The organism is Planctomycetota bacterium (assembly GCA_016207825.1).
Classification (GTDB): domain Bacteria; phylum Planctomycetota; class MHYJ01; order JACQXL01; family JACQZI01; genus JACQZI01.
On the sequence record JACQZI010000008.1, the window covers coordinates 59,609 to 72,350 of the forward strand.

General features: G+C 45.4%; 14 protein-coding genes and 2 tRNA genes. 1 reads left to right on the plus strand and 15 read right to left on the minus strand.

Going from position 1 to position 12,742, the window contains the following annotated elements:
* Positions 1 to 513: 513 nt before the first annotated feature.
* The 15 genes from HY811_03540 to HY811_03610 form a co-directional block, all read right to left on the minus strand.
* The gene (locus HY811_03540) at positions 514 to 2,004 is read right to left on the minus strand and encodes a hypothetical protein (protein MBI4833879.1); all 1,491 of its coding nucleotides are present in this window, start codon (positions 2,002 to 2,004) and stop codon (positions 514 to 516) included.
* A 64-nt stretch (positions 2,005 to 2,068) separates the two neighbouring features.
* Complete coding sequence (locus HY811_03545) at positions 2,069 to 2,629, minus strand: LemA family protein (protein ID MBI4833880.1); 561 nt, start codon at positions 2,627 to 2,629, stop codon at positions 2,069 to 2,071.
* A 36-nt stretch (positions 2,630 to 2,665) separates the two neighbouring features.
* The gene (locus tag HY811_03550; GenBank protein ID MBI4833881.1) at positions 2,666 to 3,031 is read right to left on the minus strand and encodes a four helix bundle protein; all 366 of its coding nucleotides are present in this window, start codon (positions 3,029 to 3,031) and stop codon (positions 2,666 to 2,668) included.
* A 44-nt stretch (positions 3,032 to 3,075) separates the two neighbouring features.
* A complete protein-coding gene (locus HY811_03555; protein ID MBI4833882.1) occupies positions 3,076 to 3,735 on the minus strand; it encodes a hypothetical protein in 660 nt (219 codons plus the stop codon).
* A 102-nt stretch (positions 3,736 to 3,837) separates the two neighbouring features.
* Positions 3,838 to 4,836 carry a tRNA dihydrouridine synthase DusB gene (gene dusB, locus HY811_03560; GenBank protein ID MBI4833883.1) on the minus strand — a complete coding sequence of 333 codons (999 nt, stop codon included), beginning with the start codon at positions 4,834 to 4,836 and terminating at the stop codon, positions 3,838 to 3,840.
* Positions 4,837 to 5,077: 241 nt separating this feature from the next.
* Positions 5,078 to 5,155 (minus strand) — tRNA-Pro (locus HY811_03565).
* Positions 5,156 to 5,266: 111 nt separating this feature from the next.
* Entirely contained in the window at positions 5,267 to 6,091 is an 825-nt protein-coding gene (mutM, locus tag HY811_03570; GenBank protein ID MBI4833884.1) for a DNA-formamidopyrimidine glycosylase, read from the minus strand.
* Between the two features lie 20 nt (positions 6,092 to 6,111).
* Positions 6,112 to 7,293 carry a phosphoglycerate kinase gene (locus HY811_03575; GenBank protein MBI4833885.1) on the minus strand — a complete coding sequence of 394 codons (1,182 nt, stop codon included), beginning with the start codon at positions 7,291 to 7,293 and terminating at the stop codon, positions 6,112 to 6,114.
* 29 nt (positions 7,294 to 7,322) lie between these two features.
* Entirely contained in the window at positions 7,323 to 8,327 is a 1,005-nt protein-coding gene (gene gap, locus HY811_03580; protein MBI4833886.1) for a type I glyceraldehyde-3-phosphate dehydrogenase, read from the minus strand.
* Positions 8,328 to 8,398: 71 nt separating this feature from the next.
* Positions 8,399 to 8,731, minus strand: a complete 333-nt coding sequence (locus HY811_03585) for a divalent-cation tolerance protein CutA (GenBank protein MBI4833887.1) — start codon at positions 8,729 to 8,731, stop codon at positions 8,399 to 8,401.
* Between the two features lie 16 nt (positions 8,732 to 8,747).
* The gene (locus HY811_03590) at positions 8,748 to 9,476 is read right to left on the minus strand and encodes a prepilin-type N-terminal cleavage/methylation domain-containing protein (protein ID MBI4833888.1); all 729 of its coding nucleotides are present in this window, start codon (positions 9,474 to 9,476) and stop codon (positions 8,748 to 8,750) included.
* A gap of 3 nt (positions 9,477 to 9,479) precedes the next feature.
* Positions 9,480 to 10,163, minus strand: coding sequence for a prepilin-type N-terminal cleavage/methylation domain-containing protein (locus HY811_03595; protein ID MBI4833889.1), 684 nt, complete (start codon positions 10,161 to 10,163; stop codon positions 9,480 to 9,482).
* A 5-nt stretch (positions 10,164 to 10,168) separates the two neighbouring features.
* On the minus strand, positions 10,169 to 10,720 hold the full coding sequence (locus tag HY811_03600; GenBank protein ID MBI4833890.1) for a prepilin-type N-terminal cleavage/methylation domain-containing protein: 552 nt from the start codon (positions 10,718 to 10,720) through the stop codon (positions 10,169 to 10,171).
* Positions 10,721 to 10,743: 23 nt separating this feature from the next.
* The gene (locus HY811_03605) at positions 10,744 to 11,277 is read right to left on the minus strand and encodes a prepilin-type N-terminal cleavage/methylation domain-containing protein (GenBank protein MBI4833891.1); all 534 of its coding nucleotides are present in this window, start codon (positions 11,275 to 11,277) and stop codon (positions 10,744 to 10,746) included.
* A 126-nt stretch (positions 11,278 to 11,403) separates the two neighbouring features.
* A tRNA-Ala gene (locus HY811_03610) sits at positions 11,404 to 11,476 on the minus strand.
* Positions 11,477 to 11,692: 216 nt separating this feature from the next.
* On the opposite strand from HY811_03610, the gene amrS reads away from it, so the two are divergent.
* The gene (gene amrS / locus HY811_03615) at positions 11,693 to 12,727 is read left to right on the plus strand and encodes an AmmeMemoRadiSam system radical SAM enzyme (protein ID MBI4833892.1); all 1,035 of its coding nucleotides are present in this window, start codon (positions 11,693 to 11,695) and stop codon (positions 12,725 to 12,727) included.
* Positions 12,728 to 12,742 lie beyond the last annotated feature (15 nt).

Genomic DNA, 12,742 nt, shown 5'->3' on the forward strand with positions numbered 1-12,742 from the left:
TCCAAGAACAACTGCGGAACGTCCTTGTAAAAGGGCCCGTTATCCTTGCGTAGTAGAACGGAGTCCCGATTCTCGGGGACGAAGTCCAAGTGAGAAGCACCGCCCGGAGTAAAGCGATTCAGTTTTAGCCCTATCAATATGAATCTAATAAACTTTGGAACGGCTAAAGACTTCGCACCCTCCCAGACAGATGAAAATACCCCCCGCTACCCATCCCCCCTAGCCTACCCCTATCCGGGGTATGCCGAGCGCGAAAAGGGAGTATATAGAATTTCTATTTAAGGGGAACAAAAATAGTTATGCCCTCCTTACAGGGTATCACCACCCCCTCTACCCACCTCCCCTATACCCCCCTCCCTACCCCCATTCGGGGTGAGTAGAAAAACCGGAATAGGGGGTGCGACGGTAAAACGAATCCCCGTCTTTGCGCTTGGGTGGCTAAAGCTCGTATATTGATTTCTACTTCAATATAATTAAGTTTATCAGGCAGGTGCCGCGGAAAGAGTCAATGATTTACCTCTCCAGTAATTCCCTCGGCCGGTTAATGGTCTTGCAGAATTCTTCCTCGCCGGCAAAATACGCCCCAGTCGCATCCGGCTTGGCATCCAGGAATAAAATAAAATCAAGCTCTTTTGCCGGGGTGTCTTTCTCCGTTACATACTTCCGCGCAATCTCCACTGCCGGCATGGTGTTCCTGCCCATCACCCGCTTGGTCTTGAAATCAATTATTCCTTCATAGGATAACCAAACCACCTGAGTGCACACCAGCTTGGTGCGGTCATCGAAATCAAAGTTAAAGTCATAGGGTTTCCCCAGGTTTTCAAAGGCCCTGGTAATGGCTAACCCGATTTCCTCTTTAGTCGCTTTGGGCCTTAATACCGCCACATAATCCGCATGCATGGAGTGCTCCAAGGTATTCAAAACCACGCCTTCGCTCAGAGCCTCTATGATCGTATAAGTATGCCCGTCAGCGGATTTTTTAAGGTATGCCTCCAGGTGCTTTTGGATAGCCGGGTTTTCCGTTCCGCCCAAAGGCTTGAGGTCGTCTATCGTTCCGATATATAATGCCGCGTGCGGCCAGAAACCGGGCAGGAACGGATTGGATAAAAACCAGTTGCGCCTTTCCAGCAAAATATCTCCGGGCTTTAATTTTGTCTTCAGCTCAGCGATTTGTTCCATGGAGATAAAAGGTTCACGGTCGGTGAGCTTGGTGTCTCCCAAGAAAGTGGCGATAACGGATTGCCCGTCGTAAATATCGCTTGATAATGCGTCATTGGTGTTTTGGACTGTTTGCTTAATCAGGTTATCAAGATGGGTATCGGTTTCTCTTGGAATGGTTCTGCCGATATAAAATCCGGCAAGGAGCACGATAAAATGGGTCATGAACATCCCGGCGACCATGGCGCGCTTGGAGATTTTCTCGCTGCCCACCCGGTTTAACATCCAGTGGAATAATAAATAAGAGCTTCCGATGACCGTGCCGGTTGCCGGGATTAAGGCGATGCTTAAGAATATGGTATTTAGCTCGGCAAAGACGTCGCGCCTGAATCCAAGAGAAAGTATCATAATCCCCGCCCAGATGACGGATAACGAAGTGAGCTTTTCTATAATGCCCGGCTTTTCCTTTGAGTAGGAAGCAATCAGGATAAGATGGGTGGTAAAAACCGAAGGCACCATCGTAATCCACCAGATACGCCAGACGATTGTATGCACCATCCAGTTTGTCCAGACGAGCATGAAGAAGCTTACCTGCGAAGCGAGAATGGCGAGTATCCCGATAGTAAGCAGGAAAGAACGCCTTTTGGAGATGCTGACCTGGATTCCGGCCAGGAACGCCCCGGCGACAAACCCGATAAAGGTCATGACAAGGCGTGTAAGCAAGCGGTCTATGGACTGTCTTAATATCGCTTCCAGGAGCAGTATCACGCAGGCGATAAGCGATATCCATAAAATCTTTACCAGAAATCCCGGGAATCTTGGCTTTTTAGTTAATTCTATATTCATGTTTCTAACCACAGATTACACAGATTTCACGAATTATTTTTTTCATTATCTGTGTAATCCGTGGCTATATATTAACTTTCACAGCGTTCCGGACGGCATCGTCTTCCACTTCAAAGAAATCTTCTGCTTTGAATCCGAACATACCGGCAATGATGCTGGAAGGGAACATCTGGACTTTATTATTATAATCGCGGATATTCCCGTTAAAGAAACGCCTCGCCGCGGCAATTTTATCCTCGGTATCCACCAGCTCCTGCTGGAGTTTCAGGAAGTTTTCATTCGCCTTGAGCTCTGGGTATCTTTCGGAGACGGCAAAGAGCGTTTTGAGGGTCCCGATCATGGCATTCTCATCCACGGACTGGCTGGAGTAACGGCCGTTGTTGGCGAACGCCTTGTTACGAGCCTCGGTCACTTTTTCAAAGACTTCTTTCTCGTGAGCAGCATAGCCCTTGACGGTTTCGACCAGGTTTGGGATAAGGTCGTAGCGCCGCTTCATCTGGACATCGATATCCGCCCATGATTCCTTGATGTGGTTTTTGAGGGAGACCAGGCTGTTGTAGATGGCAATCAGGATAATTAGTAAAACCAGGAAAACACCGCCTAGGGCAATGATAGGTATGGGCATAATTCAGCTCCTTTTACAGTTTTTAGTTGTTAGTGGTCAGTTGTTAGATTTTTGTAACGAGTTAATAAGTCCTTGAAGCAATTTGCCTATTTCGTCGATTTCATGCTCAAGTATTTCGATTTCGTTATCATTAAAATAATCGAGTTTATGAGATAGTTTTATTATAGTAACAACCTCGTATTGCGAGCGCAGAGCGATATAGAGAAACTGGATAAATTCTTTCCTGGTTTTACATCCGGAGCCTTCCGCTATATTGAGCGGGATTGATGTTGCCGCGCGTCTTAACTGGGATGTAATTCCATAGATTTCCTCTTTCGGGAAGTTCTTGGTTTTATCATAAATCTTTACGCAAAATTCCATTGACTTTTGCCAGACTATTAATTTCTCGAATCTGTAACCCATTTTATTCTCCCTAAAACTAACAACTAATGTCTATATACTAACGACTATTTCCCTTCTTCCAATACATAGTGCGGTGTTTTCTTGTAAAACTCCATGGCAAAATCGTAAAGCTTTCTGTATTCAGCTGGTTTTATGGTTTTGTGCATATAAAAAGCCAGGTGGCTGTTCTTTATTTCTATGGCCGGGGTTTTGCCGTAGTTCATTAAGAATTCCATCATCTGCGGATGGATGATATCATAGGCGAATTTCTTATCGCTGGATTTGACGTAAAACCGGCTGCTGAATTCCCTACTCTCGAAATCTATATCGTCAAATCCGATAGCCCCGGCAAACTTATCCAGGAAGTTTTCCGTCCGGATAAAAAGATAATCAAACTTTTCCTTTATGGTAAGCACGCAGACGGAATTGCTGTGCGTGGTCCGGTTTTTCCCCGAACCGGTGATATATTTATAATAGAAGATATCCACATAGCAATTTTCCTTGTTACCGGAGATAATATGATTGGCTCTTCTGGAGTCTCCAATAGTGAATAGGCTGATATCTCCGTATGTCCCGTCTTTTCCGTATGTTGATTGCATGTAAGTCAGCCCGAGTTCTTCGGCTAACGACATCATTTCCTTGCGGCGTTTGGCTTCAAAGTAGAATACCAGGATAGTAATCCCGATAGCACCTACGATGAGAAAGATAATAAAAAATCCTTCCATATTGAGAGTGATTTTAAGCGATAAACAGAGCTAAGGCAAGAAAATCATTACATGATATCTTTCCGCCATAGGCGGATCCGCCTTCGGCGGAAATCCTGTTGTTTAGGTATTGCAGAGGGCTGGGCGTTCGAATACTTTTCTGCCTGAGGAGCACAGTTCCTCTATGATATCAAGCACCTCTTTAGGGGTTTTGGCTTCGAATATTCTTACCCTTAACGGCTGGACATTGCGGATTGCCTTGGTATACCAGTGGAAGAATTTACGGAAGACATAGACGCTGGATTCTTCACCGTGCTCTTTGATGCACAGCTCAAAGTGTTTTATCATTAGAGTAGTGATTTCTTCAAGGCAAGGGCGTTGCGGGACGGTGCCGTCACGGAGGTAGTCGTCGATTTCCTTGAATATCCAGGGATTGCCGAAAGAGCCGCGGGCAATCAGGAGACCGTCGCAACCGGTTTCATCCAGCATCTTTTTTGCGAGTGTCGCGGAAAGGACATCTCCGCTCGCAATGACTGGAATCTTAAGAGTTTGTTTTACTTTCCTGATGATATCGTAATCCACCCTTCCGGCGTATTGCTGTTCCCTGGTGCGCCCGTGGATAAAGAGCGCCTTGATTCCGGAATCCTCTGCCTGGCGCGCGATATCAAGGGCGTTTATCGAGTCGCTGAATCCGGTGCGTATCTTTACGGTGACCGGTTTCTTGGTGCTTTCTACGATAATTTTCAATATGCTTTTTAGCTTTTTAGGGTCGTTAAGGAGCGTGGCGCCTTCTCCGCGCCGGACGGCTTTCCGGGCGGGGCAGGCGGCGTTTAGGTCTATGATATCAAACGGGTATTTTAATATCTTTTCGAGGGCTATTTTTATGTATTCCGGCTCGAAGCCCAGTATCTGGACACCCAGGGGAGAATCTTCCGGCAGGCTGGAAAGCATTTTGTGGGTGGTGCGGTTATTATAAGCCAAGGCGCGTGCGCTGACCATTCCCAGAAAGGCGAATTTGCATCCGAAGGAGCGGCAAATCAGTCGGAAAGACGTATCGCTTACGCCTGATATCGGTGCAAGGATGTGTTTTGAAGGGATGGTTACAGAGCCTATTTTTAACATGGGAGGATTATAGCTTAAGATTGCAGAAAAGACAAGGTTTTATTTCACCGCTGAGGTATCCCAAACCTGCCGGTGGGGACTCCCTATTAATCCCGATTGCATCGGGAAATAAAGCGGAGCAGGGCAGAGAACACAGAAGGGAAAATGGTCGGGGCGGTCCCGATTGGAATCGGGATGACCTTCCCGAAGTCACATCGGGACGCTCTCGTCAAACTGCAAGTTAAATAATTTTTTAGATAAATGGTCGGGGCGGCTGGATTCGAACCAGTGACCTCTTGGTCCCAAACCAAGCGCTCTAGCCAAACTGAGCTACGCCCCGTTAGAGATATTAAATTTAACTTAAAGAGACTATTATTCCCTATTAGAGATAATATCGTGAAACCAGATAGGAAAGTTGATGCTTATATCTCTAACGGGGCAAGCCCCTAATCTATCTTTGGCATTTTGGGCAGAAGTAAGCGCTGCGCTGGCCTATTTTTATCCTGATTATTTTCGCCCGGCACCTTGAACATGGCGCGCCTTCCCGGGAATAGGCTTTCAGGTATTTATGGTATTCGCCCGGTTTCCCGTCCGCCCCGACATATAATTCCACCGAAGAACCGCGCTTGCGGATTGCTTCGGGGAGAATCTTTTTTATCTCCCGGAATATACCTTTTATTTCCGGCTCTTTCAAGGAATTTACGCGCCTTAAAGGATGGACCCGGGCGCAATAAAGTATTTCATCTGCGTAAAGATTGCCGATTCCGGCGATGAATCCCTGGTCCATGAGGAGCGGCTTGATTCTGGTGTGAGGACGTGTCTTTAATAGTTCCGTGAACTTATTAATTGTAAACGATTTTTCCAGCGGTTCCGGGCCAAGTAGGTCAAGCTTTAAGCCTTCGCTTATTTTACCCGTAGGAAATAGCCGCACATATCCGAATTGCCTTAAATCCCAGTATCTTAAGTCAAATCCGTTGTCAAGATTCATAATCACGTGTGTATGCTTTTCGATGGTGGAGTTGCCTTTGGTGTAAACCAGACGACCGGACATTTTAAGGTGGACGCCGAGCGAATATCCGTTCGAAAGATGAATCATTATTATCTTGGCGCGGCGTTCGGTGCAGAGAATGCGGGAGTTTAAGAGCCGCTTCCTGAAAAGAGCCGGATTTAAGTTTATTATTTTAGGAAGAGATACTTTAACGCCGGTAATGCGCCTGCCGCGGGCGAATTTATTCAATCCGCGGACAACAGTTTCTACCTCTGGTAATTCGGGCATAATTAGTAAGTAATCAAGGCCTATTTATTGGTTAATGATGTAATCCCCGGTAGATCCTTGCCTTCCAGGAATTCCAGTGACGCTCCGCCTCCTGTGGAAATATGGGACATCTTGGAGGCAAGGCCGAATTTTTCCACTGCCGCGGACGTATCGCCTCCGCCGACCACGGTGGTGGCTTTGAGGTTTGTCATTGCTACGGCAATTGAACGGGAGCCTTCGGCGAATTTATCTATCTCAAAAACCCCGAGCGGCCCGTTCCAGCATACGGTTTTTGCCGTGCTTAAAGCATCGGTGAAAAGCTTGATTGTTTTAGGGCCGATATCCACCCCGATCCATCCATCCGGGATTTCTCCGGAAGTCAGTTTGATGTGGGCATGCTGGTCGACTTTATCCACAATCAAGTGGTCAACCGGCAGGAGTATATTGATTTTCCTGTCGCGCGCTTTCTTGAGTATATCCGTTGCGACGCTTATTTTATCTTTTTCCAGCTTGGATGAACCTATTTTCTTGCCTTCGGCGGCAAGGAAAGTATAAGCCATTCCGCCGCCGATGATAATCGTATCTACCAGCTCCATCAGATTATTGATTACCCCTATTTTATCGGAGACTTTGGCTCCGCCCAAAATAAGGACAAACGGCTTTTCGGCGGAAGAGACTACCTTGGTCAGGTATTCTATTTCCTTGGCAAGCAGGTATCCGGCGCCTGATTTCAGGTATTTGGTCACGCCGGCGATTGAAGCATGGGCGCGGTGCGAGCAGGCAAAGGCGTCGTTTATGTAAAGATCGCCCAGGAATGCCAGCTTCTTGGAGAAATTATCGTCATTCGCTTCTTCTTCCGGGTAAAACCTCAGGTTTTCCAAAAGAACCACATCGCCTTCGGCCATTTTTGAGACCGTCTTTTCTATATTCGCGCCGATAGTATCATCAAGCTTTTTAACGGGCCGGTTAATCAGTTGCGATAAGCGTTGGGCAACCGAATCCAGCTTGAATTTAGCTTCTTTATCTTTTGGCCTGCCCAGGTGGCTCATCAGGACCAGTTTCCCTTTATTACTAAGAATATGGTTTATAGTAGGGAGCACCGCTTTAATCCTGGTGTCATCCGTGATGTTTCCTTTTGCATCTTGGGGGACATTAAAATCAGCCCGGAGCAATATTCTCTTTCCGGTGATTTTCATATCATTTATGGTAAGCTTGTTTAACATAAATGTAAATCTCCTGTTAATAAGAACTATCAGGCATTTTTATGGGCATAAGCAATAATATCCGCCACCCGGTTGGAATAACCCCATTCATTATCGTACCAGCCGAATACCTTTACCTGGGTTTTATCAATGACCATGGTGGAAAGCGCGTCAAAGATGCAGGAATGGGTGTTTTCAATAATATCGCTGGAGACAATCGGGTCCTCGGTATATTCCAGGTAATCTTTCATCTTGCCGTTGGCGGCTTCCTTGAACGCCGCGTTGATATCGGCGACATTGGCTTCTTTTTTGAGGTCCACCACCAAATCGACAAGCGAGCCGGTCGGAACCGGAACACGGACGGCAACCCCATTTAGTTTTCCGGCGATTTCCGGGATAACTTCCCCGATGGCTTTGGCTGCGCCGGTAGAGGTGGGAATAATATTCATGGCGGCGGCGCGTGAACGGCGTAAATCTTTATGGATGAAATCCAGTACGGTTTGGTCGTTTGTATAAGCATGGATGGTGGTCATAAAACCCCTGAGAATGCCGTATTTATCGTTTAATATTTTAGCCAGCGGCGCCAAGGCGTTGGTGGTGCAGGAGGCGTTGGAAATAAGTTTGTGTGCCGGTTTAAGGGAGCTTTCATTTACCCCCATGACGATTACCGCATCGACCGGGTCTTTTGCCGGGGCTGTTAACAATACCCTTTTGGCGCCGGCTTTAAGGTGGCTTTCCATCTGGGCGCGTTTGGTGAATACGCCGGTGGATTCCACGACAAAATCTATTCCATAATCCTTCCAAGGTAATTTTGTTGGGTCTTTTTCCGCGATAATGGCTATCTTTTTCCCGTTAATGATAAAGGCGTTTTCTTTTACTTCAACCGTTCCGGGAAATTTCCTGTAAACGGTATCGTATTTAATCAGGTGCGCCAGAGTTTTGGCGTCTGAAAGGTCATTGACGATGGCAACCTCAAATTCAGGCCGTTTCATCATTATTTTGCAGACGTGCCTCCCGATTCTTCCAAAGCCGTTGATTGCTATCTTTATCGCCATACAATTGCTCCTTTCTATTAAATAAAATGCAACATATATAATAGGTATTAAATTAGTAACAAAGGATAATGTCAAGTTTTAGATGTAATTCTAATTCCGTTCTTAAGCCAGTCAAGATATGGTTTATTGCCGGCGGTGATTGGGAGCGCGATTATTTCTGGGGTTTCGTAAGGATGGAGCGATGTGATGTGTTTTACCAGCCTGTCAAATGATTTTTTATTTGTTTTTATTATTAACAATACTTCGTTATCGTCACATAACTTATTTTTCCATGTATAAAAAGAGCGTATTTTGGGGATTATATTGACGCAGGCAGCGAGTTTTTCTTGGATAAGGCTATGGCTGATTTTAACGGCGGTTTTTTCCGATGGGGCGGTTACGAAAACGACGATATACTGGGTCATCAATAAAATAATTAAGCTATTGGCCTAAAGGCAGCCATATGACCTTGGGGATTACCCTTTCCTGGTGTTCTCCTCCGCTGGCTACGACGATGATGGTTACGCGCAAACCGCTGTGTAATACCTCGCCTTCGGGGTCTTTATCACCGATGGGCCATTTGAATTTATCCTTAGGCTCGCTTGAGTCGCTGATCTGGCGGAATTTTTTGGACGCCGTATCATAATATTCTATATTTAAGGAAAGGACATAGTGGCAAAGGTCTAATTTAGATAATAGCGTATCTGTGCCCAATTCATAAACCTCGCGCCGCAATACATACAAAGGCCTTTTTGTTCGGACGGTTTCATTGACCGGTTTGCCGTCCTGTGATAGGAGGCTTAAGTCCGTATCCGGTTCAAGGCGGTAGGCGACGGAGCCGGTTCGGCTTTCTCCGTTAAGAGGAACGGTTGCAACAAAAGAGATTTTATCCTTGGCTTCTTCAGTGTCGGCGCCGCTTTTATCTTCGGATAGGCTGAAAACCTGCTTTCCTTCTTCTATGGGTAGGCATCCTTTCAGGTCGGTATCCAATGTGTTTAAGGCAAAAGATGCCGAATCGTAAATCAACAGCCGTTCCTGGGTATCCCGGTATGTGGACGAGCCCTGGCTGAAAATCATGGCGACAATACCCATGATTAACATCATTAAGCCGACCGCAACCAATAGTTCTATTAAGGTGAATCCGTTTGAAGCGCTCAATTCGTTTCTCATAATTTATCGTCCAGCTAACCTGAAAACAAATGCTTTTACCAGGCGAGGTTCGGCTTCATCCGATAAATACTCGCTTTTGGACAAGACCGGGACGCGGTAGACATTTATTTTAATATCATAAAGGCTGCGGGGCTTGAATTTTGGGCCCGTTTCGCTTGCCGGCCTGATATCATCAACCCGGTTAACGGTAAAAATATATCCCCATTGCTGGTAAGGGTCTGTCGGGTCATTGCCTTTTACGACACTGTCATACAGGGATTTTATGAACGTATCGCTTGCCAGCTTGAAAATCTTTTTCGGTTTATATGTTCGTTCTGCGTCCGGAGTGAGTTCTTTCGTGCCTTCGGGCGTGTAAACAAAGTATCTTAAAACCGCGGGGTCGGATGGCAGCGGCAAAGTAAATTCAAATGGTGACGATTTTTCTTCCAATCCGTCATGAGTGAATTTAAGCTTTGCCGGTTTGTTGTTTACCGTGTCTTCAGGATTTGAAGAACGCGCCGCGATGTTCAGCGCTTCTTTGACGGAATCGGCAACAAATGCGGCCATTCTTTCTTCGACAGATTCGTTGGTGCTGCGAATGCCTGCCGGGAACAATGAAAGTATGCCGACCAACCCGAGCAAGAGTATAACAACGGCCATCAATATTTCAAGGAGTGTCAAACCTTTATTGCCAGTTAAAATACACATTTTTCTCATTCCGGTTTATATATAATTTTTCGAATAATCCCGCTTGCTTCGATATCTAAAAAAACCTTACCCGGCCTTTTTTTGCTGTCAACCAGTATGATATCCGTATTGGTGTCGTTTGGATTTGGGTCAAGGGGTAAATCTTCGACCCCATTTGGGAATATGATTGACCCATCGTTTCTGAATGCCACGTAAGGGTCTTTTATTTTGAATAGCGGTGGACATTCATTCTCTGATAGAAAAATTACATCCTTGCTTAATTTAATCGGCGGAGCGACCTGGGTATCCGTATCACGATTGAATTTTTTATCATCATCGGTATCTTCGTAAAGCAGCATGGTTCCTTTATCGGGCATAAAATAAATAAAATGCATCAGTCTTTCGCTGGCCGCTAACTGGCGTGCCTGCGAAAATGCGTTTTTGATCAGGTATCCGCTTTGTTTTAATCCCTGTCCTTTTAACATGGTTGGCAGCATTATTACGGTCATTGACGTAATCATTATGATGATGGAAATAACCATCAAGAGTTCGATTAACGTAAATCCGTTTCTTTTCATACGATTACGGTCGTTTGGGTAAATTAATCTTTCATGTCCCAATTGGTGATATCGTCATATTTCTCCGATTCAGGGTCTTTGTCTTCTTCGCCGTTCGGCCCCCAGGAAGCAATATCAAAAGAAGTTTTATTGTTGAGCCCGTTCGGCAAATGGTCATCACCGGGGCATTTATAATACAAGCGGTTTCCCCATGAGTCCAGTATGTATTTTTCGCTGTCCAATTCCTGCTTTTTATAATATTCAATCGGGCCGTAAGGCTCGATTTGTTCTTCTCCGGTTTCCTGGTTCTTGTAGACAACGACTTCTATCTTTTCCCCGAGGAAATAATAAAGGTTTTGGGAACCTTCCCATGTGCCGGTGGTTTTGGGATATTCCTGGAATTTTTCGTAATATCTTTGCAGGGATGATTTAAGCCGTTCTATTAATGCTTTGGTGTTATCTAGCATGGCGCGTTCTTTATAGTTGGAAAACCCTGTGGCGACGATTGTGCCTAAAATCATGATTATCGCGCAGACCACGAGCATTTCCAGCAATGTAAAACCTTTAATCTTATTCATAACGCCTCTATAATAAAATATACATGATATTGCTTGCCGAGTCAACTTTTGTTGTTAATTTATAGGATATTTTATGGAGGTAATCCCGGCGTATCGTCGGGATGGCCTCCCTAGTCTTAAAGCATATGGAGGTGAGGGGATTCGAACCCCTGGCCTGCTGATTGCGAACCAGCCGCTCTCCCAGCTGAGCTACACCCCCGTTTTAGTTTAATAGATACCCACGCCTTTACAGGCGTGGTTCTTATTGCTTCAGGCTTCGCCTGTCCAGCAACTTCGTTGCTGGAAACGGCTTTCACCCCCGCCTTCACAGGCGGGGAACTCCCGCTGTTATTAGAAAATCAAATTAGCAGAATATCAGCAAATTGTCAAACCAAAATAGATTGATTTTCCTGAAGATAATAGTAAACTATGACTTATGTTTGAAGCAAGTTATTATGAAGTTATAAAACCGGATGATAGTGTAGCGGCCAATAAAGTCCGCTGCCACATATGCCCGCATAATTGCCTTATCGCTCCGGATAAAACAGGTATCTGCCGGCAGAGGAAAAATATTAGCGGCAGGCTGTATCTCATTAATTACGGAAAAGTTACTTCGGTTAATCTCGACCCAATAGAGAAAAAACCGCTGTATCACTTTCATCCGGCTAGCCAGATTATTTCTTTCGGCACTAATGGATGCAATTTAAGCTGTATGTTCTGCCAGAACTGGTCTATTTCACAGGAAGATGCAGGGACAGAAGATATTTCACCTCGTGACGCGATTAAAATCGCCCAACAGCATAAATCAAATGGAATTGCTTATACATATAATGAGCCTTTGATGTGGTATGAATTCGTCCGCGACTGCGCCAAATTAGCGCGTGAAGCCAATCTCAAAAATGTCTTGGTAACCAACGGATTTATCAATCCGGAGCCTTTTGCCGAATTACTGCCTTATATTGACGCGCTGAATATTGATATCAAAAGCATCCACCCTGAATTCTACAAGAAATTATGCAAAGCGCGCCTTGAACCGGTATTGGAAACGGCTAAAACGGCAAAGAAGAAGGCTCATGTCGAAATTACCAACCTGATAATCCCCGAGGAAAATGATACGGAGGATGACTTCCGCAAGATTTCCGAATGGGTTGCCGAAAACCTGGGCAAGGATACGCCGTTGCATTTTTCCGCTTATTATCCGACTTATAAATTAAATAATCCGCCCACTCCGCCAAGCACGCTTCAGAAGGCATACGAAATCGGCAGGAAATACTTGGATTATGTCTATTTGGGGAATGTTAGTGTGGAAAAAGGCAGGGATACGTTTTGTGTCAAATGCCGGACAAAACTTATCCAGAGAATCGGGTATAACGTAAAGATTCTCAGGCTTGCTAAAGATAGTAGCAATGTATCTCCGAAAGGGGGCGGCAGATGCGGTAATTGCGGAGCGGAGAATAATATTATTCTGTAAAGCAGGCTGATAGTA

What these genes read in the sequence shown, in the direction of transcription:
- HY811_03540 (MBI4833879.1), bottom strand. Translation starts at nt 2,004, where the DNA reads ATGAATATAGAATTAACTAAAAAGCCAAGATTCCCGGGATTTCTGGTA.
- HY811_03545 (MBI4833880.1), bottom strand. Translation starts at nt 2,629, where the DNA reads ATGCCCATACCTATCATTGCCCTAGGCGGTGTTTTCCTGGTTTTACTA.
- HY811_03555 (MBI4833882.1), bottom strand. Translation starts at nt 3,735, where the DNA reads ATGGAAGGATTTTTTATTATCTTTCTCATCGTAGGTGCTATCGGGATT.
- HY811_03595 (MBI4833889.1), bottom strand. Translation starts at nt 10,163, where the DNA reads ATGTGTATTTTAACTGGCAATAAAGGTTTGACACTCCTTGAAATATTG.
- HY811_03550 (MBI4833881.1), bottom strand. Translation starts at nt 3,031, where the DNA reads ATGGGTTACAGATTCGAGAAATTAATAGTCTGGCAAAAGTCAATGGAA.
- HY811_03575 (MBI4833885.1), bottom strand. Translation starts at nt 7,293, where the DNA reads ATGTTAAACAAGCTTACCATAAATGATATGAAAATCACCGGAAAGAGA.
- gap (MBI4833886.1), bottom strand. Translation starts at nt 8,327, where the DNA reads ATGGCGATAAAGATAGCAATCAACGGCTTTGGAAGAATCGGGAGGCAC.
- HY811_03605 (MBI4833891.1), bottom strand. Translation starts at nt 11,277, where the DNA reads ATGAATAAGATTAAAGGTTTTACATTGCTGGAAATGCTCGTGGTCTGC.
- HY811_03600 (MBI4833890.1), bottom strand. Translation starts at nt 10,720, where the DNA reads ATGAAAAGAAACGGATTTACGTTAATCGAACTCTTGATGGTTATTTCC.
- mutM (MBI4833884.1), bottom strand. Translation starts at nt 6,091, where the DNA reads ATGCCCGAATTACCAGAGGTAGAAACTGTTGTCCGCGGATTGAATAAA.
- amrS (MBI4833892.1), top strand. Translation starts at nt 11,693, where the DNA reads ATGTTTGAAGCAAGTTATTATGAAGTTATAAAACCGGATGATAGTGTA.
- dusB (MBI4833883.1), bottom strand. Translation starts at nt 4,836, where the DNA reads ATGTTAAAAATAGGCTCTGTAACCATCCCTTCAAAACACATCCTTGCA.
- HY811_03590 (MBI4833888.1), bottom strand. Translation starts at nt 9,476, where the DNA reads ATGAGAAACGAATTGAGCGCTTCAAACGGATTCACCTTAATAGAACTA.
- HY811_03585 (MBI4833887.1), bottom strand. Translation starts at nt 8,731, where the DNA reads ATGACCCAGTATATCGTCGTTTTCGTAACCGCCCCATCGGAAAAAACC.